General features: G+C 61.7%; 20 protein-coding genes and 3 tRNA genes. 14 read left to right on the top strand and 9 right to left on the bottom strand.

Annotation, left to right across the window (positions count from 1 at the left end; translation table 11 throughout):
- Positions 1-24: 24 nt before the first annotated feature.
- Both CQ020_RS17660 and CQ020_RS17655 read right to left on the bottom strand, forming a co-directional pair.
- The gene (locus tag CQ020_RS17660) at positions 25-621 is read right to left on the bottom strand and encodes a GNAT family N-acetyltransferase (protein WP_105693034.1); all 597 of its coding nucleotides are present in this window, start codon (positions 619-621) and stop codon (positions 25-27) included.
- Positions 622-684: 63 nt separating this feature from the next.
- Positions 685-1,239: a single-stranded DNA-binding protein gene (locus CQ020_RS17655; protein WP_105693033.1), complete on the bottom strand. Its 555-nt coding sequence runs from the start codon at positions 1,237-1,239 to the stop codon at positions 685-687.
- A gap of 220 nt (positions 1,240-1,459) precedes the next feature.
- On the opposite strand from CQ020_RS17655, the gene CQ020_RS17650 reads away from it, so the two are divergent.
- A tRNA-Arg gene (locus tag CQ020_RS17650) sits at positions 1,460-1,532 on the top strand.
- Between the two features lie 48 nt (positions 1,533-1,580).
- Here the strand turns inward: CQ020_RS17650 and CQ020_RS17645 are convergent.
- Positions 1,581-2,030, bottom strand: coding sequence for an SRPBCC domain-containing protein (locus CQ020_RS17645; protein ID WP_105693032.1), 450 nt, complete (start codon positions 2,028-2,030; stop codon positions 1,581-1,583).
- Positions 2,031-2,139: 109 nt separating this feature from the next.
- Here CQ020_RS17645 and CQ020_RS24560 point away from each other — a divergent pair, with 109 nt between their 5' ends.
- Both CQ020_RS24560 and ettA read left to right on the top strand, forming a co-directional pair.
- Positions 2,140-2,628: a DUF6993 domain-containing protein gene (locus CQ020_RS24560; protein WP_258142057.1), complete on the top strand. Its 489-nt coding sequence runs from the start codon at positions 2,140-2,142 to the stop codon at positions 2,626-2,628.
- 56 nt (positions 2,629-2,684) lie between these two features.
- Positions 2,685-4,367, top strand: coding sequence for an energy-dependent translational throttle protein EttA (gene ettA, locus CQ020_RS17635; RefSeq protein ID WP_105693031.1), 1,683 nt, complete (start codon positions 2,685-2,687; stop codon positions 4,365-4,367).
- 82 nt (positions 4,368-4,449) lie between these two features.
- Here the strand turns inward: ettA and CQ020_RS17630 are convergent, their stop codons facing one another.
- Entirely contained in the window at positions 4,450-5,355 is a 906-nt protein-coding gene (locus CQ020_RS17630; RefSeq protein ID WP_105693030.1) for an acyl-CoA thioesterase II, read from the bottom strand.
- Positions 5,356-5,418: 63 nt separating this feature from the next.
- Here CQ020_RS17630 and CQ020_RS17625 point away from each other — a divergent pair, with 63 nt between their 5' ends.
- Positions 5,419-6,090 (top strand): hypothetical protein, encoded by a 672-nt coding sequence (locus tag CQ020_RS17625; protein WP_105693029.1) that lies wholly within the window; start codon positions 5,419-5,421, stop codon positions 6,088-6,090.
- A 3-nt stretch (positions 6,091-6,093) separates the two neighbouring features.
- Here the strand turns inward: CQ020_RS17625 and CQ020_RS17620 are convergent, their stop codons facing one another.
- Positions 6,094-6,570 (bottom strand): globin, encoded by a 477-nt coding sequence (locus tag CQ020_RS17620; protein WP_105693028.1) that lies wholly within the window; start codon positions 6,568-6,570, stop codon positions 6,094-6,096.
- Positions 6,563-7,261, bottom strand: coding sequence for a mechanosensitive ion channel family protein (locus CQ020_RS17615; protein ID WP_105693027.1), 699 nt, complete (start codon positions 7,259-7,261; stop codon positions 6,563-6,565). Before CQ020_RS17615 ends, CQ020_RS17620 begins: the two co-directional genes overlap by 8 nt.
- Positions 7,262-7,348: 87 nt before the next feature.
- Between CQ020_RS17615 and CQ020_RS17610 the strand changes: the two genes are divergently transcribed.
- Positions 7,349-8,380 (top strand): epimerase, encoded by a 1,032-nt coding sequence (locus CQ020_RS17610; RefSeq protein WP_105693026.1) that lies wholly within the window; start codon positions 7,349-7,351, stop codon positions 8,378-8,380.
- Here CQ020_RS17610 and CQ020_RS17605 read toward each other — a convergent pair.
- Both CQ020_RS17605 and pepN read right to left on the bottom strand, forming a co-directional pair.
- On the bottom strand, positions 8,377-8,856 hold the full coding sequence (locus tag CQ020_RS17605) for an OsmC family protein (RefSeq protein WP_105693025.1): 480 nt from the start codon (positions 8,854-8,856) through the stop codon (positions 8,377-8,379). The two genes, CQ020_RS17610 and CQ020_RS17605, sit on opposite strands and share 4 nt — an antisense overlap.
- Before the next feature lie 58 nt (positions 8,857-8,914).
- Complete coding sequence (pepN, locus tag CQ020_RS17600) at positions 8,915-11,476, bottom strand: aminopeptidase N (protein WP_105693024.1); 2,562 nt, start codon at positions 11,474-11,476, stop codon at positions 8,915-8,917.
- Positions 11,477-11,609: 133 nt separating this feature from the next.
- Between pepN and CQ020_RS17595 the strand changes: the two genes are divergently transcribed.
- The 3 genes from CQ020_RS17595 (at position 11,610) to CQ020_RS17585 (ending at position 14,063) form a co-directional block, all read left to right on the top strand.
- Positions 11,610-12,614, top strand: a complete 1,005-nt coding sequence (locus tag CQ020_RS17595) for a hypothetical protein (protein WP_105693023.1) — start codon at positions 11,610-11,612, stop codon at positions 12,612-12,614.
- A 79-nt stretch (positions 12,615-12,693) separates the two neighbouring features.
- Positions 12,694-13,176 (top strand): ribose-5-phosphate isomerase, encoded by a 483-nt coding sequence (locus tag CQ020_RS17590; RefSeq protein WP_374955190.1) that lies wholly within the window; start codon positions 12,694-12,696, stop codon positions 13,174-13,176.
- Positions 13,176-14,063 (top strand): Fpg/Nei family DNA glycosylase, encoded by an 888-nt coding sequence (locus CQ020_RS17585; protein ID WP_105693021.1) that lies wholly within the window; start codon positions 13,176-13,178, stop codon positions 14,061-14,063. Before CQ020_RS17590 ends, CQ020_RS17585 begins: the two co-directional genes overlap by 1 nt.
- Before the next feature lie 91 nt (positions 14,064-14,154).
- Here the strand turns inward: CQ020_RS17585 and CQ020_RS17580 are convergent.
- Positions 14,155-14,225: transfer RNA gene (locus tag CQ020_RS17580), tRNA-Gly, on the bottom strand.
- 128 nt (positions 14,226-14,353) lie between these two features.
- On the opposite strand from CQ020_RS17580, the gene CQ020_RS17575 reads away from it, so the two are divergent.
- The 6 genes from CQ020_RS17575 (at position 14,354) to CQ020_RS17550 (ending at position 19,607) form a co-directional block, all read left to right on the top strand.
- Positions 14,354-14,428: transfer RNA gene (locus tag CQ020_RS17575), tRNA-Pro, on the top strand.
- A 69-nt stretch (positions 14,429-14,497) separates the two neighbouring features.
- Positions 14,498-15,880 carry a trigger factor gene (gene tig / locus CQ020_RS17570; protein WP_105693020.1) on the top strand — a complete coding sequence of 461 codons (1,383 nt, stop codon included), beginning with the start codon at positions 14,498-14,500 and terminating at the stop codon, positions 15,878-15,880.
- Between the two features lie 220 nt (positions 15,881-16,100).
- Complete coding sequence (locus CQ020_RS17565; RefSeq protein WP_024816919.1) at positions 16,101-16,712, top strand: ATP-dependent Clp protease proteolytic subunit; 612 nt, start codon at positions 16,101-16,103, stop codon at positions 16,710-16,712.
- Positions 16,713-16,751: 39 nt separating this feature from the next.
- Complete coding sequence (locus CQ020_RS17560) at positions 16,752-17,411, top strand: ATP-dependent Clp protease proteolytic subunit (protein WP_024816918.1); 660 nt, start codon at positions 16,752-16,754, stop codon at positions 17,409-17,411.
- Positions 17,412-17,593: 182 nt separating this feature from the next.
- On the top strand, positions 17,594-18,883 hold the full coding sequence (gene clpX / locus CQ020_RS17555) for an ATP-dependent Clp protease ATP-binding subunit ClpX (protein ID WP_024816917.1): 1,290 nt from the start codon (positions 17,594-17,596) through the stop codon (positions 18,881-18,883).
- 79 nt (positions 18,884-18,962) lie between these two features.
- The gene (locus CQ020_RS17550) at positions 18,963-19,607 is read left to right on the top strand and encodes a DsbA family protein (protein ID WP_105693019.1); all 645 of its coding nucleotides are present in this window, start codon (positions 18,963-18,965) and stop codon (positions 19,605-19,607) included.
- The last annotated feature ends 4 nt before the right edge of the window (positions 19,608-19,611 follow it).

Here is a 19,611-nt window from a genome sequence, read left to right as displayed (position 1 = left end):
AGACCTCCGGTCTAATGAACCGCTCTACTGTTTGTGGAGCCGCACAACTGGCCGGCCCAGGACTGATTCGGATACTGCACGGAAGCCGGCTGCCGTGAAAAGCGAGAGTGCGCCGTGGAACAAGTCCGAGGCTGTCGCCTTGGTTCGTTGATCAGTATCCACCGGATAGGCCTCAATCACGTTAGCGCCGTGATGGAAAGCATGGTCAACCGCTGCAGACAGCAGCGCGGTGGAGACGCCGGTCCGCCTGTGCTGAGGTGCCACGACGAAGCAACTAACTGCCCACAGATCAGCTCGGTCTTCGGTGGCTGCATCAGCCCCTGCCCTGAGCACCTGCGATCTCTTCAGCCGCGGATAACTTTGCCGCGGTTCTACTGCGCACCAGCCGACTGGGTGTCCATCCCGGAACGCCAGAACGCCGGGCGCCGGGCCTGTTTGGAACGCTGACTTCAACAATTCCTTACGGTCACCCGGCGATGAACTGGTCCAGTCTTTGGCGGTAAGGGCGAACCACCGGCACCAGCACCGGGACGGTTCGCCCTTGGTTCCGAACAATTCCTCAACGGCCGCCCAGGTAGCAGGAGCCGTTTCGATCCTCGCAGGAGCATGGTCGTGTGGCATGGACCCAGAATAGGCCCGGCACGCAGGGCTGGTCCCGCAGGCCTCCGAGTCTTGGCGCGCCGGTCAAACGCCGGCACCCACCAATTCCCCCGTTGTGGTGTTGACCAGTAGAGGGCCGGTACCGTCTGGGTTGTCGATGGTGCTGGCGATGGATACGTCTTCGGGCGGATTTGTCCCCTGGTCTTCGGGGTCCCACTCATTGTTGCTGTCAGGGGTCCCGGGCGCTTCCACAGGAGGTGCCGAGTCAGCAGGGGCTGAGGTGCCATTCATTCGGGTGAAGTTGGCAGAGCCCCACATGAGGTCATGCCCTACCGATTCGGCATCGATTTCGGCCACATGGTAGACGCGGCCCTCATGTTCCCATTGCCGCAGCCGTAGCCTCCCCATGACGAGCACCCGTTGTCCCTTTTTGATGCTGCATCCAACATGCCCGGCGAGGAAGCGGAATGACTGAACGGTGTACCAGTTGGTGTTTCCGTCCACCCAGGTGCTGGTAGCGCGATCATAGCGGCGCTCCGTGGTTCCAAGGCGGAATGATGCGGTGGCAGTGCCCCGCGTAGTGGTGGAGCTCTTGACCTCCGAGGCCACGAAGCCCCGGACGCTGATCATGTCATTCATTGGTGGTCCTTCTCGGTGTAGGGAAGTGCCTGTCCGGCTCTTTCAGCTTCATCCAGGGAAGACAGGGAGGGGAGTGCCAAGATCAGTTATGTGCATAACCGTGGCGATACAGCCGCTGTGGAGGAGTAGAAGCTGATTGCGTGTGGTGGCAGGCTGTCGGGCGATCGCACTGTAAACTCTTTGTGGCGCCAGCGGCCCACAGTGGTCATGGCGTTAGTGCGCCCCAGTAGCTCAGGGGATAGAGCAGCGGCCTTCTAATCCGCCGGTCGGGGGTTCGATTCCCTCCTGGGGCACAAAAACTACCCCCTTGGAGTCATGTCCAAGGGGGTAGCCCCTTAAGGCTATGACTCGAGAAGTTCCTTGAGGTTTTTAAGAACCAGTTGCCAGGTTGCGGTGGATTGCTCCACTTCCTCCTGATTCGAATTGTTGCCCTGCCTGATGGTTACGGTAGTAAGACCGGAATCCTCAGCTCCGTCAGAGTCTTCAGACACCCTGTAGTCGACGGTGTGGTTGTTCTCGGGAGTGTCCGGAAGCCCCGAGGATGGACTGTAATGTGTGGTCCTCAGCAACGTCGGAGGATCGAAAGCAAGGATCGTTCCCGTGTCCTGGTACGGCTTGCCGTTGTACTCGCCAGAGTAGGTGATCGGATCGCCTACCCGCCACGTCGTGGTGACTTTGGTGCCCAGGAAATATTGCTGAATGAGAGCCGGATCAGTCAGCGCCTCCCACACCCTTTGCCGCGGGGCAGCAATAGTGGTCGACGCGACAGCATCCTGGATTTTTTCGCTCATTGTGAAGCCCCACCTTTCGTCACCTGCGAACCCATCTGATGAAACGCTACGCCGGTCAGTGCGCCACGTGAATGGTGCATCCACCGGCGAATGGCAGAATGGCTAGGTGATGAGCAGGCGAACCGCACAGGCAAACGGCAGGGCAAAAGACGTATCGAGAGTCGGCGTCGCCGGAATGATGCTGATGATTGTTGCTGCATTGACCATGACGGCATGCACGGCAGCGCCGGGTTCTTCCACCGAGCAGCCTGCGGCTTCCCCTTCCCAGACAGTCAGCCCGGAAGCCACAGCCACGGTTGATCCGGCTGTTGCGGCAACCACATCGGCCGTGGAGTCCACCCTGAAAACCCTGGTTGCCGGCAACCCCAAGCCGGACCGGGAAGCTCTAAGGGCTGCCTTGGTCTCCGCGGGCATCCCCAAAGACAATGTTGAGGTGTCCGTGAGCCGAACACCTACCGGGCTGGACGTTGACGCCATGGAAGCTGCGGCTCGGACGGGCGATAGTTGCATCATGGGGCAGATCCGCGATGGCGGGGTAGTGGTCACGGTGCTGCCCGTGTTGGCCACCGGAAAGTGCTTCGTGGGAGACGCCCGCTAGTTCCATCGCAGCGCTCGAATGTGAGTTAAGTACGCCTACCCATTAGATTTAAGGGCATGGCGGAATTCATTTACACAATGACCAAGGCTCGCAAGGCCGTTGGCGACAAACTTATTCTGGACGATGTCAGCATGTCGTTCTACCCTGGCGCGAAGATTGGCGTTGTGGGCCCGAACGGTGCTGGTAAGTCCACCATCCTGAAGATCATGGCCGGACTGGACACCCCGTCAAACGGCGAGGCCCGCCTGAGCCCCGGCTACACCGTGGGCATCCTCCTGCAGGAACCGCCGCTGAACGAGGAGAAGACCGTCCTGGGCAACGTCCAGGAGGGTGTTGGCGAGATCTATGGCAAGATCCAGCGCTTCAATGAGATCTCCGAAGAAATGGCCAACCCGGATGCCGACTACGAGACGCTTCTGGATGAGATGGGCAAGCTTCAGGAGGCCATTGATGCCGCGGATGCCTGGGATATTGATTCCCAGCTTGAGCAGGCCATGGATGCGCTGCGCTGCCCGCCGGCTGACTCCGATGTCACCGTCCTCTCCGGTGGTGAACGCCGCCGCGTAGCGCTCTGCAAGCTTCTCTTGCAGAAGCCTGACCTTTTGCTCCTTGACGAGCCCACCAACCACTTGGACGCTGAGAGCGTCCTTTGGCTGGAGCAGCACCTCTCCCAGTACCCCGGCGCAGTTCTTGCCGTGACCCACGATCGCTACTTCCTGGATCACGTGGCTGAATGGATTGCAGAAGTCGACCGCGGGCACCTCTACCCGTACGAGGGCAACTACTCCACCTACTTGGAGAAGAAGAAAGCCCGCCTTGAGGTCCAGGGCAAGAAGGACGCGAAGCTCTCCAAGCGCCTTACCGAAGAACTTGAGTGGGTGCGCTCCAACGCCAAGGGCCGCCAGACCAAGTCAAAGGCCCGTCTGGCCCGCTATGAGGAAATGGCCGCAGAGGCTGACCGCACCCGCAAGCTGGACTTCGAAGAGATCCAGATTCCGCCGGGACCGCGCCTGGGCTCCTTGGTCATCGAGGCCAAGAACCTGAAGAAGGGCTTCGACGATAGAGTACTGATCGATGGCCTCTCCTTCTCTCTGCCCCGCAACGGCATTGTGGGCGTCATCGGCCCCAACGGTGTGGGTAAGTCCACGCTGTTCAAGACGATCGTTGGCATGGAGCCTTTGGACGATGGTGAGCTCAAGATCGGCGAGTCCGTGAAGATCTCCTATGTGGACCAGTCCCGTGGCGGTATCGATCCCAACAAGTCCCTCTGGGAAGTTGTTTCCGAAGGCCATGATTTCCTTCAGGTCGGTCACGTTGAAATGCCTTCGCGAGCCTACGTTTCCGCTTTTGGTTTCAAGGGCCCGGACCAGCAGAAGAAGGCCGGTGTGCTCTCCGGTGGTGAGCGCAACCGCCTCAACCTGGCACTGACGCTCAAGCAGGGTGGCAACCTTCTCCTCCTTGACGAACCTACTAACGACCTCGACGTCGAAACCTTGGGCAGCCTCGAGAACGCCCTTCTCGAATTCCCGGGCTGCGCTGTAGTGGTATCGCACGATCGCTGGTTCCTGGACCGGGTGGCCACCCACATCCTCGCCTACGAAGGTGACGACGAGAACCCCTCCAAGTGGTACTGGTTCGAAGGCAACTTCGACTCCTACGAGGAGAACAAAGTGGAGCGCTTGGGCCCCGATGCCGCAAAGCCGCACCGTGTGACGCACCGCCGCCTGACCCGCGACTAATACTCAGCCGCAACCACCAAGAGGCCGGTCCCGACAGGGACTGGCCTCTTGGCTTTAACAAATAGGCTGCGGAGACACCGAGCTACGGAATCCGCACCATGCCCTCCTGTGCCACCGTGGCAACGTGAACGCCGTCCCGGTTGAAGATACGTCCGGTGGCGAGTCCACGGGCGCCTTGGGCACTGGGGGATTCCTGGACGTAAAGCATCCACTCATCCACACGCACGGGGCGGTGCCACCACATGGCGTGGTCAAGGCTGGCGACGCTCATTCCCGGTGTCATCCACGCGAGGCCGTGCGCACGGAGAATGGGCTCCAACAGGGTGTAGTCGCTCGCGTACGCCAGTGCTGCCCGGTGGAGGTTGTGGTCATCCGGGAGGGGGCCCATGGTCTTCATCCAGACAGCGTTGGTGGCCACGTGATCGGCGGGCGGGGACACATACAGGGCGGGATCGATGTGCCGGACGTCAAAGGGCCGCTCGGAAGACATGTGGCGCGCCATGGGATGGTCGAACTGGGACAGCAACTCAGCAGTGCTGGGAAGGGATTCCGGATCCGGGATGCCTTCGGGCATCTGCGACTGATGGTCCAAGCCGCTGTCTTCCACCTGGAAGGAAGCGATCATGGAAAGGATCGGCACCCCGTCCTGGTAGGCGTGGACACGGCGGGCGGAGAAAGACCGGCCGTCCCGAAGCCTCTCCACCCCGAAGGTGATGGGCTTGTTGGCATCACCTGGACGCAGGAAGTAGCCGTGCATGGAGTGCGCCACCCGATCCGGCTCCACGGTCCGCATGCCTGCAACCATGGACTGCGCCAGAACCTGGCCACCGAAAACACGATGCCGGGGTTGCCTTTGGGACGGGCCCAGGAAGATGTCCTCGTTGGTCCGGGCGCCGTCAAAGTCACCGAGGTCCAGCAGGCCGATCAGCACTTCCATGGGGTCTTCTACGGGTGCTTCCACCTCGAGGCCAGCGTTCGTCTCAGTCATGGTTCGACTTTAGACGCCGCTCCGACCCCTCTCAACCGGGGACATGCCGGTAGAGTCGATGATGTGACAGACGTCCTGACCCAGTCCTTCCGCTTCGCCGATCCCCGTGACCTCGCAGACCTGCGAACCTTCGTCACCAGGGCAAAAAGCATCGACGACGGCGCCATCCGCCTCCAGGCCTCGGGCAACGTCCTGGCCGCTTACGTATGCGTCCTGAGGCCGCGCATCCTGGGCGAATCGACCCCCACCATCCTTGGTTTGAGGACCATGGCGCTCGCTGAGCCTGCCCATGCGGACGTCACCGTGACGCTCGCGTCCGTCATGGACCGGCTGGCCCGATCAGGAGCCGAAGATGTGGAGCTGCCCATCCCGCCGTCGACCGTTTCTGAGTCCTGGGCGGGCGTGGGCGCACCCCGTAGCGGGTGGGAACCCCAAGGAACAGTTCCGGACTCAGCCCTGAAGTCAGCCGCGGAAGCCGGCATCGCCGAGGTGGCCGGCGTCGTTCCCGCTCTGGCGGGCGCCCCGGTGGTGAACACCGCCAGGGCGGCAGTGTGGGGCCGGGAACTGCCCGGTCTGGACGAGCTGCCGGCGGGCGCAGCCTTCGCTGCTTTCGCCTTGGGTTTCCTGGGTGATGCCGAGCAGAAGGTCTTCCGCAACGGCCGCTGGTTCCGCCTGAGCGGACCCCGCGGCCATGTGCTGGTCAGGACCGGGGCGGGCCTGGGACTCGGCTTCTAGAGCTTAGGCGCTGGCTGAAGGACTGTTGATCATGGTCAGCGCTGCCCGCTCCATGTAGTCCCACAAGGTGCCCTCGTGCAAGGGCGAAAGCTCCAGCGAGTCCACGGCCGTCCGCATGTGGAACAACCAGCGGTCCTTGGCTTCCGGTGTCACCCTGAAGGGCATGTGGCGCATGCGCAGCCGGGGATGGCCGCGTTCCTCGCCGTAAGTGGTGGGTCCGCCCCAGTACTGCTCAAGGAACATCAGGAAGCGGCGCTTCGCCGGTCCGAGGTCTTCCTCGGGGTACATGGGCCGGAGCAGGGGATCGGTGGCAACGCCGTCGTAGAAGACGTCGATCAGCTTGACAAACGTTTCGTGGCCGCCAACTGCTGCGTAGAAGCTGTCCGTGTAGGCGGGCTGGCTGAACGGATCGTTCTGCATCAACTGGCGCCGGGGGCCGCCCTGCGGCGCCGTTGGCTGCCCACCTGCGATGTTACTCATTGGACTTCTCCTCGGCTTTGGTGACGCGCGGTGCGCCAGCTGTGACGGGCGCAGCTGCGGCGCCGGGTTGGTCGCTGGGGTCAGTGGTTTCCAGCGGCACGTAGTCGCCCTGTGATCGGTTGCCCACACGGAGGATTTCACCGTTGCGCAGGTACCAGATGGCTCCGTCCTCAGCACGGACCCGTGTAATGCGCAGGCCCACCGACTCAACGGTACCAATCACTTCGCTGGTGACGATCACGTCGCCGATTCCATATTGGTCCTCAATGGTGATGAAGATTCCTGCGAGGAAGTCGCGGATCAGCTGTTGGGCGCCGAAACCAATGGCTACACCGAGGATTCCCACGCTGGTCAACAGCGGCGCGACGTCCACGTCCAAGTATTTGAGGACGTAGATGATCACGATCACCACCACCACGACGCTCACCAGGCTGGTGAGCAGCGAACCGATGGTTTCTGCGCGCTGCGAGCGGCGTTCGTGGTCCAGTGCGCGGAAGGCAGGTTGCACCCACTTGAAGTGCGGCTTCTTGAAGAACGTACTGCCCGCGGACACTCGTCGGGTGATGCGCAGGATGATGAAGCGTGCCACGATCCACACAGCCAGGCCCACGCCTACTGTGATGAGGATTGCCATGAGGTCGATCTTCTCGGGTTCGATGTTGATGGCTTCCGCCAGGGGGATGGAGGTCAAGGTGGAATAACTCCTTGTCGTCGGCCCGTGTTCGCCGGGCGCGGAACACTCTGTCCACCTACAACCCTAGCGCCGTAGCGTGACCGTATGCGCATCCTGGTCTTGGGCGGTACCGCCTTCCTGTCGGCAGAAATCGCACGGCAGGCCGTTGCTGCCGGACATGATGTCACCTGTCTGGCGCGCGGTACGTCAGCCGGCCCTCCCGACGGCGTCACTTGGGTCAGGGGCGACCGCGCCCTGGGGGCCGCGGCCTTCGCGGAGGTTGCCGGAGGCTGGGACGAGGTGGTGGATGTCTCCCGTGACCCTGTACAGGCACGTGTGGCACTGGACGTCCTGGGGCCCACCGCCGCTCATTGGACTTTCGTCTCCAGCTGCTCTGTCTACGCGGACCACTCGGTACCCGGCGCTGATGAGAGCTCGGCACTCTTGGAGCCCTTGACTGAAGGGCAGACGGGCACCCCGGAGACTTACGGAGAGTCCAAATCGGCGATCGAGCACATGACGCTTTCCGCCGTGGGGGAGAAGGCACACATCGTCCGAGCCGGGCTGATTGGCGGGCCGGGGGACGGTACCGACAGATACGGCTATTGGCCGGGTCGATGTGCGGCGAACTCTGATCCTGTCCTGGCCCCGGATATCCCGGATGACGCTACACAGATCATTGATGTCCGGGATCTCGCCGCATGGATCCTGCAATCCGCCGGACAAGGGCTGACGGGTAGCTACAACGCCCTGGGAGACGTGGTGCGGTTTGAGGACTACCTCGCCGAATCACAGCGCGCGGCCGCCGCCCTGGCAGGGGACGGAACCGCATCAGGGGACAGGGCGGCCCAGGACGTTATCTTGGCTGATGAAGACTGGCTTGCAGCGCACGGTGTCGACTACTGGGCAGGGCCGGATTCCATGCCTCTCTGGCTGCCGGCAGGCCACGACGGCTTTCAAGCCAGGACGAACCGCGCTGCACGTGAGCGCGGCATGGTCCTGCGTCCCTGGCAGGAGACACTGGCAGCCACTCTCCAGGACGAACGTGGGCGAGGCTTGGACAGGGAGCGTAAGGCCGGGCTGCGCCGCGACACCGAGCAGAGGCTTGTGGCACTGTGGCGGCGCGAACAGCGTTAGGCTGCCTCCGCCGTCGTCAGTGGTTCGTGGAGGACCGGGAAGTTGACGCTGCGGGCAATGAAGCAAACCTGGTTGGCTTCATGATGCAGCTGCGGGATCAAATCTGCGTGGGCGGGATCAGCAATGGTGACGTGCGGCTTCAACGTGACACTTTCGAACTGCCCGCTGCCGTCCCTGTTGAGCTTCATGAGGCCTTCAGCGTTGTCCTCGTAGCCGGTCACTACCACTCCGTGTTTGACGGCCACGTGCAGGAAGGACAACATGTGGCACTGCGAGAGGGCTGCGAGTAGCAGCTGTTCCGGGTTGTATCGGCTCCGGTCCCCATGGAACGTGGGATCTGCTGAACCCTTGAGGGTCGGAAGGCCGCTGATTTCAACGTCATGATCGCGGGAATACGCCCGGTAGCCGGCAGTGCCCTCCCCGAGGTTGCCGGTCCAGCGGACGGTCAGCGCGTAATGGTGTTCGTGGAGGCCCATGCGGACAGTTTAGCCATGGCATGGCCACTGTCCGCACGGGCCTCCTAAGAGACGGGTTTTAGAGGTCCGCTGCCCGTGCTCGCAGGGCCCGGGCTACGCCGTCGCGGTTTTCCAGCATCATGCGGCGCAGAGCTGCGCTCTCTTCGGGAAGTCCGGCCAGGAACTCGTCGGTGCGGTCCACTGTTGCCTGTGTTGTGAGCTGTGCCGGGTAGAGACCCACCACGATCTGCTGGGCCAGGGCATGCGTGCGTTCCTCGACGATTCCCGGCACGGCCGCGAAGTACTTTTCCGCGAAAGGCTCCAACAAGGCGGTGTCAGTCACACGCATGAAACCTGCCACTGCGGAGGCTTGCAGAGCGTTGGAGAGTTCTCCCTTGACCACGATCGAGTCCCAGGCTGCTGCCTTGGCTTCAGGGGTGGGAAGGGCTGCTGTGGCCAGTACTGCTGCATTCTGGCCGTTGGAGGTGTTATCGCGTGCCAGCTCTTCATCGATGCGGGCCTGGTCCTGCCGTCCACCGGCGACCAGTGCTGTGAGTAACTCCCAGCGCATGTCCTGATCAATGCTGAGGCCTTCGAGTTTTTCCGTTCCGTCCACAAGTGCCTGAAGGCGGTCGAACTGAGCGCCACTGCGTGCCAGCTGGGCATAGGACTTGGCGAATTGCAGCTGGGCATCCGATCCCGCCACAGCGGCGGAAGCGAGGTCCCACAGCTTGTCAGCGGCAGTGATGGTTGTTTCCAACTTGTGGTCGGCAGCCACGTAGTACCCAAGGGTGGTGGCGAGCTGACGCAGCTGGACCAGGATGACAGATGAGTCTGTTTCAGAGGCGATGTTTGCGAGGATCAGGTCCACGTAGCCGCGTGCCGGAGTTTCGCCGTCGCGGGCTGCATCCCATGCCGATCCCCAGACCAAGGTACGCGGAAGGCTGGCCGCGAAGTCTTTCAGGTGGGCTTTGGCGGTGGCGAGGGAGTGCTCGTCCAGGCGGACCTTGGCGTAGGCGAGGTCGTCGTCGTTGAGCAGGATCAAGTCCGGCCGGGCTTTGCCAACCAAAGCAGGTACTTCGGTGCGGGGACCATCGACGTCGAGTTCCTCGCGGTGGGTCCGCTCCAGCTTGCCGTCACCGGAGAGCGAATAGAAGCCGACGGCGAGGCGGTGCGGGCGGAGGGTGGGCTGCTCATCGATCGCGGTCTGCAGGATCGCGAAACCGGTGATGGCGCCATTGGCGTCTACGGTCAGCTCGGGAGCGAGAGTGTTCACTCCAGCAGTTTCGAGCCACAGCTTGCCCCATGCGTCCAGGTCCCGGCCGCTGGCGGCCTCGAGTTCCACCATGAGGTCGGCGAGCTCGGTGTTCTTCCAGGCATGCTTGGCGAAGTACGTGCGGACGCCGGCCATGAAGTGTTCCGGACCCACCCAGGCCACCAACTGCCGCAGTACCGAGGCGCCCTTGGCGTAGGTGATGCCATCGAAGTTCACCTCAACGTCTTCGAGATTGTTGATTTCGGCGAAGATCGGGTGCGTGGTGGGCAGCTGGTCCTGCTTGTAGGCCCACGACTTTTCCACCGAAGCAAAAGTTGTCCAAGCCCGGTCGAATTCAGTGTTTTCCACGGCCGCCAGGTGCGACATGTACTCGGCGAAGGATTCGTTAAGCCAGAGGTCGTTCCACCAGCGCATGGTCACCAGGTCCCCGAACCACATGTGCGCCAGTTCATGCAGGACCGTGATGGCGCGACGCTCAATTTGGGCGCCAGTGACCTTTCCGCGGAAGACGTAGCCTTCCAAGATGGTCACAGCTCCGGCATTTTCCATGGCTCCGGCGTTGAACTCCGGGACAAACAGCTGATCGTATTTCTCAAACGGGTATGGGAAACCGAACTGAGCCTCGAAGAATTCGAAGCCCTGGCGGGTCAGCTCGAAGATGTTGTCCGCGTCGAGGTACTGCATGAGTGACTTGCGGGCAAACACTCCCAGCGGAATCACGCGGCCGTCGGAGCTGGTGACCTCCGAACGGACTGATTCGTACGGTCCGGCAATCAACGCGGTGACGTAGGAGGACAGACGCGGAGTGGGGGAGAACTTCCACACCGAACGCGCAGTACCGTCCTCCCCAGCGGGGGCTTCAACCGGAACCGGCGTGGGGGAATTGGAGATGACATCCCAGGACGACGGCGCCGTGACGGCAAACGTGAAGCTTGCCTTCAGGTCGGGCTGTTCAAAGACGGCGAACATGCGTCGGGAGTCAGGAACTTCAAACTGCGTGTAGAGGTAGACCTCGCCGTCAACAGGGTCAACGAAGCGGTGGAGTCCTTCGCCGGTGTTCATGTACGGAGCATCCGCCACCACCACGAGTTCGTTGTCCGCCGCCAAATCCGGGAGCTGAATGCGGACGCCGTCGGAGACCTCTGCCGGGTCCAGTTCAACGCCATTGAGCGTCACGCTGTGGACTGCGGCCGTGATGGCATCGATGAACGTGGACGAGCCCGGCTCCGCCGCGAACTTAACAACGGTGGTGGAGCCGAAGGTTTTCGCTCCTTGGGTCAGGTCCAAAGTGACGTTGTACGACTCGACGTTGAGCAGTTCGGCGCGTTTCGCGGCTTCGTCGCGCGTGAGGTTCAGGCCTGGCAAGTGGTGCCTCCGAAGATTTTTGGGATGGCCGGCCGGTCATGGCCGGACGCTGGTGTGAAGCCATTCTTTCACTCCGAGCCGGGAAGGCAAGGAGCTGGAACCATAGTGTCGCCCCACGGAGTAGCGTTGGATCATGGCATCGTTCCGGGAAACCCTTGACTTCCGCGCGCTGAGGTTTGCGGTGGTTTTTCCGCTGTTGCTCGCCGTCGGGTTTGTTGTGTGCGCCCAGATGCTGCGCAACAACCTCCCCAGCCCTGTTGCGGTGATGTGGAACGCCGACGGCGGAACGTCCTTTGCGCCCTTCGGCGCCTACGTGGCCGGCGGGGCTTCCCTCATCATTTTCTGTGGCTGGGCAGTCTTCCTTCAAGCAGTGTCTATCACCCGGCCTGTGGTGATGCGACGCGTCATGATGGGCCTTGGACTGACGGTGAGTCTCTTCATCACCACCGTGGTGGCGGCCGGACTGGTGGGCCAATCCGGCCTGGCGGACGCGCGCGGGTCCCACGTTGACCCGATAGTGCTGGCCATGGGCAGCGGCGCCGCCGTGGCTTTGGGCGTCGTGATGATGTTCGCTTTCAAACCTGACCCGCGCTGGACCAGGGAAGATGACGTGGCGCTGCAGGAAGAACTGCGGCTTCTTGAAGATCCCGATCTCGCCCGCGACACGCTTCGGCTTTGGGTGCACGCCCGGAGTTCCGTGTTCATCATGATCGTTGTCTCGGCACTGTTCCCTGCCGCGCTGATAGCAGTCGCTGTCCCATGGCTGGGCGCGCTGGTTGCAGTGGCTGCGGTGGTTGGCGCAGGTTTCCTGTTTGCGAGGGTTCGCGCCGATAGGGGAGGGCTCCAGGTATTTGCCGGTGGCATTGTGCGGGTCCTGACCGTTCCCGCCGTCGATATCGCCGCTGCCGCTCCAGCAGATGTGAAGGCCGCAGATTATGGCGGGTGGGGCTGGCGGCACCACGATGACGCAACCGCCATGCTCGTAGGAAGCGGCCCCGCCGTCGTCGTAAGGAAACTTAATGGGGGCCGGGTGGCGCTCAGCGCCGGGACCCAGGCTTCAGCCGACAAACTGGCCGGGGTTCTCAACCGGGCGGCGCATCGGGCCCACGGCGATGGGCAGTCCCAACAACCCGGGTAGCGGTACCCTAGGTAGCGCATCCCTCATCGCCGCGTCAGGCCACATGCCATACCCGCGCGCCAGAAAGAACGGACTTCCTGTGACTACACCCCGCGTCCACATCGCTACGGACCACGCCGGCATGGAACTGAGTGCCCACTTGGTCAGCCACCTCACGGCCAAAGGCTACGAAGTGGTGGATCACGGGCCCAAGGAGTACGACGCCTTGGATGATTACCCGTCCTTCTGCATCAACGCCGGCGTTGCTGTGGTGGCAGACCAGGAAGCCGGCGTGCACGCACTCGGCATCGTTCTGGGCGGCTCGGGGAATGGTGAGCAAATCGCCGCCAACAAGGTCAAGGGCGTTCGGGCTGCGCTTGCTTGGAACCTCTCCACGGCCAAGCTGGCCCGGGAGCACAACGACGCCAACGTGGTGGCCGTCGGAGGCCGCCAGCACAGCGTTGAGGAAGCCACGGAGCTGATCGAGGCTTTCCTGCAGGAGCCGTTCAGCAATGACGAGCGGCACGTCCGCCGTATCGGGAAGATCGCCGTGTACGAAACCACCGGCGAGATCGTCGAGTAGTGCCGGAGGGGCATTCGGTCCACAGGCTGGCCCGCCAATTCCAGGATGTTTTTGGCGGCCGGCGCTTGGACGTTTCCAGCCCGCAGGGACGTTTTGCTTCCGGCGCGGAGCTGCTGACCGGGCACACCATGGTGGACGCCATGGCCCATGGAAAGCAGTTCTTCCTCAGGTTTGATCACGAATTGTTCCTTCACGTCCACCTGGGCCTGTATGGAGCGTGGAGCTTTGGCGGCGACAGTTCGTTCACCGGAGCCTCCAGTATTGGTGCGCCGCGTCGCATCGGCGAGCGGGAGAGCGGTTCGGCTTCCGAAGATGGCGAGTACGCGGGACCGCCCGCGCCGATCGGCGCGGTGCGCGTCCGACTTGTGTCTGACCACGGCTGGGCCGATCTCCGTGGTGCCACAACCTGTGCAGCCATCACCGCTGCTGAGGCTGAGGCCGTGCTGGCACGCCTCGGCCCGGACCCGCTGCATAACCGGCCCGGTGACCGGGACGAGTTCATTCGACGCCTGCGTCGCCGTAAGACGGCAGTAGCGCTGCTGATGATGGACCAGTCAGTGTTGGCCGGCGTCGGGAACATCTACCGGGCCGAAGTTTTGTTCCGGCAGGCAGTTGACCCCTGGACGCCCGGAAGCAGCATTGACACGGAGACTGCCGCCCGCTTGTGGGATGACACGGTGGCCACCATGTCCGACGGCGTCCGCGACGGACGGATTGTTACGACGCCCCCGACGCTTTGGACAGGGGATGGCAGAACAGCGCCCGACGCCGATGCCCACTTTGTCTACAAGCGCGACGGCATGCCCTGCCGGGCGTGCGGGACGCTGGTGGGGATGACGGAAATTGGTGCACGCAAGCTGTACTGGTGTCCCGGCTGCCAGGTTTAACGCGGTTTCACTGGCTCGACGTCAGCTAAGAGCGAGCGACGTCAGCAAACAAAAAGCGCCCCGATCCGAGGATCGGGGCGCTTTCTTTGAGAGGGGACGACGGGAATCGAACCCGCGTAATCAGTTTGGAAGACTGAGGCTTTACCATTAAGCTACGTCCCCAGGACGGATATCCTTGTTCTGGACATCTTCCTGGTGGCTGTTGAAGCCGGGTACAACTAAACCTAATTCCGGCGGCAGTGTCAAATGTGCATTCCTGGCTCGCTTGCCCGTAGACTGTCCTGTGCGTTCGGGGTGTAGCTCAGCTTGGCTAGAGCGCCTGCTTTGGGAGCAGGAAGTCGCAGGTTCAAATCCTGTCACCCCGACTCTGTGTTTGTGTCCGCTCCAGGGACACGACAGAACCCCATACCCACGAAATCAGGAGTACTTAGACTGTGAAGAGCGCTGTCGAGAACCTCACCGCAACGCGGGTCAAGCTCAACGTTGAGGTTCCCTTTGAGGAACTGAAGCCGAGCATCGATGCCGCGTACAAGACCGTTGCTTCGCAGATCCAGGTTCCCGGATTCCGCAAGGGCAAAGTTCCCTCCAAGCTGATCGACCAGCGCGTTGGCCGTGGCTACGTTCTGGAGACCGCCATCAATGATGGCCTCAACGGCTGGTACCAGGCTGCAGTTCAGGAAACGGGCGTCCGCCCCCTGAGCCGTCCCGAAGTTGAAATCACCGAAGTTCCGGACCCGTCCGCAACCGATGGCGAGCTCAAGTTCCAGGTGGAGATCGATGTCCGCCCCGAAATCGAGCTGCCGGACTACGCCGGCATCAAGGTTGAGGTTGCTGCTGCCGAGTCTTCCGAAGCTGACGTCGACAAGGCCCTGGACGAACTTCGCGGCCGCTTCGGCACGTTGAAGTCCGTTGAGCGTCCTGCCAAGAACGACGACTTCCTGACCATCGACATCACCGCCACGATTGATGGCGAAGACATCGATTCCGCTTCCGGCCTTTCTTACCAGGTTGGTGCCGGCACCATGCTCGAAGGCCTCGACGAAGCTGTAACCGGCCTCTCCGCCGACGAAGAAGCAATCTTCGAGACCACACTGGTTGGCGGCGACCACGCCGGCGAATCCGCTCAGGTGAAGGTTGTTGTCAAGGCCGTCAAGGAGCGCGAGCTCCCCGAGGCAAACGACGACTTCGCTCAGCTCGCCTCCGAGTTCGACACCCTTGCCGAACTCCGTGAGGACCTCGCCAAGCAGGCTGCCGATTCCAAGGTAGTGGAGCAGGGCGTCGAAGCACGCGACAAGGTCTTGGACAAGCTCGTTGAGCTTGTTGAGGTCCCCGTTCCGGATTCCGTCGTTGAGGAGCAGATTGAAGCTCACTTCAACCCGGAGAACGCACACGGTGAAGGTGACCACGACACCGAGGAGCACCGCGCCGAGGTCAAGGCCAACACCGAACGTGCCTTCCAGAACGAGGTCATCCTCGACGCCATTGCTGACAAGGAAGAAGTGGACGTCAGCCAGAACGAGCTGATCGACTACATCGTCACCACAGCAAGCCAGTACGGCATGGACCCCAACCAGTTCGCCCAGATCATTGATCAAAGCGGCCAGGTTCCCATGATGGTTTCCGAGGTCCGCCGTCGGAAGGCCCTGGCAGTTGTGCTGGGCCAGGCCGAGGTAGTGGACTCCGAAGGCAACAAGGTTGACCTCACCGACTTCGTCCGCCCCGCAGGCGAAGCAGCAGCCGAAGAGGCCGCAGCGGTTGAAGCAACCGAAGAAGCTGAGGTTGCCTCAAGCGATGACCCCGCAGCAGTGAAGTTCTAGTCAACGACTCCTACCGGCCCCGGATCACATGATCCGGGGCCGGTTTGCTTTAAGGCTGAACATTGGTGCTGAACGCAGACGTGCGCCGTCAGCGAACAGCGCGATTTCGGCGAACAAATCGCCCGTGAAAACGGTTAGTGTCCAAGTAGTGAAGTTCAGTGAGGTCACTGGCACCAGCGAGAGGTAAGTACTTATGTCACAGCAATCAGAGGCTCCCCGGATGGCAACTGTCGATCCCGCAGCCCAGGACAACTACATCTACAACCGCCTGCTGAAAGAGCGCATCATTTGGCTCGGCTCTGAAGTCCGTGACGAGAACGCCAACGCCATCTGCTCTCAGCTGCTCCTCCTCTCGGCTGAAGACCCGGAGAAGGACATCTACCTGTACATCAACTCCCCGGGTGGTTCGGTGACGGCCGGCATGGCCATCTACGACACCATGCAGTTCATCCCGAACGACGTCGTCACCGTGGCAACCGGCCTGGCAGCGTCCATGGGACAGTTCCTCCTGTCCTCCGGCACCAAGGGCAAGCGTTACGCAACTCCCAACGCCCGCATCCTGATGCACCAGCCCTCGGGCGGCATCGGTGGCACGGCCTCGGACATCAAGATCCAAGCCGAACTGATCCTGCACATGAAGAAGGTCATGGCCGAATTGACGGCAGAGCAGACCGGGCAATCCGTTGAAACCATCCTCAAGGACAACGACCGCGACAAATGGTTCACGGCGCCTGAGGCGCTGGAGTACGGCTTCTTCGACAAGATCTCGGCGCACGCCGGTTCTGTTGCAGGTGGCGGCGGAACGGCCAACCAGTCGAACTCCGAAAACTAACCGGCACAAAGAACCACTGAAACCCCAGGAGTAAAGAACATGAACTACAACTTCGGATGGTCTGCCGGTAATCTCCCGTCCAGCCGTTACGTCCTGCCCCAGTTCGAGGAGCGCACGCCCTACGGCTTCAAGCGCCAGGACCCGTACACCAAACTGTTCGAGGACCGCATCATCTTCCTCGGCGTCCAGGTGGACGACGCTTCCGCTGACGACATCATGGCGCAGCTGCTGGTCCTTGAATCGACTGATCCGGACCGCGACATCACCCTTTACATCAACTCGCCGGGTGGCTCGTTCACTGCCATGACGGCCATCTACGACACCATGCAGTACATCCGTCCGGAGATCCAGACGGTCTGCCTGGGACAGGCGGCCAGTGCGGCTGCAGTCCTGCTTGCCGCCGGTACGCCCGGTAAGCGGCTGGCCCTGCCGAACGCCCGTGTTTTGATCCACCAGCCGGCGCTTTCCGGTGGTCAGGGCGGACAGGCTTCGGACCTCGAGATTCAGGCGGCGGAAGTCATGCGCATGCGTACCTGGCTTGAAGACACGTTGGCGCACCACTCGGGCCGTACGTCCGAGCAGGTCAACAACGACATCGAGCGAGACAAGATTCTCACTGCTGCGGACGCCCTGAGCTACGGTCTCATCGACCAGGTTTTGGACTCCCGGAAGATCAAGCCCCAGGCAATCACCCGGTAGCGCACGGATTTGAACGCCGGTGCGGTTCACGAAATATGGACCGCACCGGCGTTCTGTTTCCACCCAAGCAGCCCATTGTGACTTAGAGTGGATGTTGTCACGGTGGTGCCATCCGCGGCCCGGCCGCACACTTGAGTACGGCGCGGAACCGCATCACCCGCATGCAACGAAGGGATTCACACATGGCTCGGATTGGCGAGAGCACGGATCTGCTGAAGTGTTCTTTCTGCGGAAAGAGCCAAAAGCAGGTACGGAAGCTGATTGCCGGGCCCGGTGTCTACATCTGCGATGAGTGCATCGAGCTTTGCAACGAGATCATCGAGGAAGAGCTCGCTGAAGTCTCCGATCTTGGTAGTTTTGAACTTCCCAAGCCCCGTGAGATCTTCGACTTCCTGCAGGAATACGTCATCGGCCAAGAGCCGGCCAAACGTTCCCTTGCAGTAGCCGTCTATAACCACTACAAGCGCATTCAGGCGGGTCACGCTCCCAAGGCCGGCAGCCTCGGCGAGGGATCGCATCACGAGGATGTGGAGATCGCCAAGTCCAATATCCTTCTGATCGGCCCTACAGGGTGCGGAAAGACCTACCTCGCCCAGACACTGGCCCGTCGGCTTAACGTGCCGTTCGCCGTAGCCGACGCCACTGCTCTGACGGAAGCAGGCTATGTTGGTGAGGACGTCGAGAATATCCTCCTCAAGCTCATCCAGGCTGCTGACTACGATGTCAAAAAGGCCGAGCAGGGCATCATCTACATCGACGAGATCGACAAAATCTCCCGTAAGAGCGAGAACCCGTCCATCACCCGTGACGTCTCCGGCGAAGGTGTGCAGCAGGCTTTACTTAAGATCCTTGAAGGCACCGTCGCCTCGGTTCCTCCCCAAGGTGGCAGGAAGCACCCGCATCAGGAATTCATCCAGATCGACACCACCAATGTTCTGTTCATTGTGGCCGGTGCCTTCGCCGGGCTGGAAGACATCATTGGTTCGCGATCCGGGCGCAAGGGCATCGGGTTCGGTGCCCCGCTCAACGAGGCCCGGGACAACGTTGATACCTACGGTGAAGTCATGCCGGAGGACTTGCTCAAGTTTGGCCTCATTCCGGAGTTCATTGGGCGGCTCCCAGTGATCACCACAGTCTCCAGCTTGGACCGGCCGGCATTGATCCAGATCCTTTCCACGCCAAAGAACGCGCTGGTGAAGCAATACCAGAAGATGTTCCAGCTCGATGGCGTGGAGCTGCAGTTCGATGACGACGCTTTGGACGCCATAGCAGACCAAGCCCTTGAGCGTGGAACTGGCGCACGTGGCCTCAGGGCCATCATGGAAGATGTGTTGCTGCCCGTCATGTTCGACCTCCCCAGCAGGGACGACATCGCAACCGTGGTGATCACGGCTGACGTTGTGGCCAAAACGGCCCAGCCCACCATGATCGCCCACGACGTCGTGGCCAAGCGCCGGAATAAGTCGGCTTAGCCCCCTGTTGGCCTAAACAAGACGTGGTTCCTCCGGGACCGCTGTCATGTCGCTTTCACACCCTTCAGAGGAGTTACCTGTGCCCGAACAGATCGTGCCCGAACAGACTGTGTCCGAAGAGAACGTCAACAAGGCTGATTTCTGGTTCGACCCCGTCTGCCCGTTCGCATGGATCACGTCGCGCTGGATCGGCGAAGTGGAGCAGGTCCGGGGCATCGAGACCACATGGCACGTCATGAGCCTCTCAGTGCTCAATGAGGGCCGGGACCTCCCCGAGGACTACAGGGCCATGATGGATGACAGCTGGGGACCCGTGCGGGTGATTATCGCGGCACAGGAGCTCCATGGCAGCAGCTACGTGAAGCCCTTGTATGACGCCATGGGTGAGCAGATCCACCACGAAGGTAACAAGGACCGCGCCTCGGTCATCCAGAAAGCCCTGGCTGAGACGGGACTGCCCGCTGACTTGGCACGCTTCGCGGATTCAGACCACTACGATGCCCACTTGCGTGCCAGCCACGAGGCCGGTATTTCATTAGTCGGACAGGACGTCGGAACTCCCGTGGTAGCCGTCAACGGCACGGCGTTCTTCGGCCCGGTGCTCACTCGTATTCCCCGGGGTGAAGAGGCCGGGAAGATCTGGGACGCCACGGTGACTTTGGCCGGCTATCCCCACTTCTTCGAGCTGAAGCGCAGCCGTACTGAAAGCCCCGAATTCAACTAGCGGT

The organism is Arthrobacter sp. MYb23 (assembly GCF_002979775.1).
In the GTDB taxonomy this organism is placed as follows: domain Bacteria; phylum Actinomycetota; class Actinomycetes; order Actinomycetales; family Micrococcaceae; genus Arthrobacter.
The sequence above is the reverse complement of the archived record's forward strand: the minus strand, read 5'-3'. Positions and strand labels throughout refer to the sequence as shown.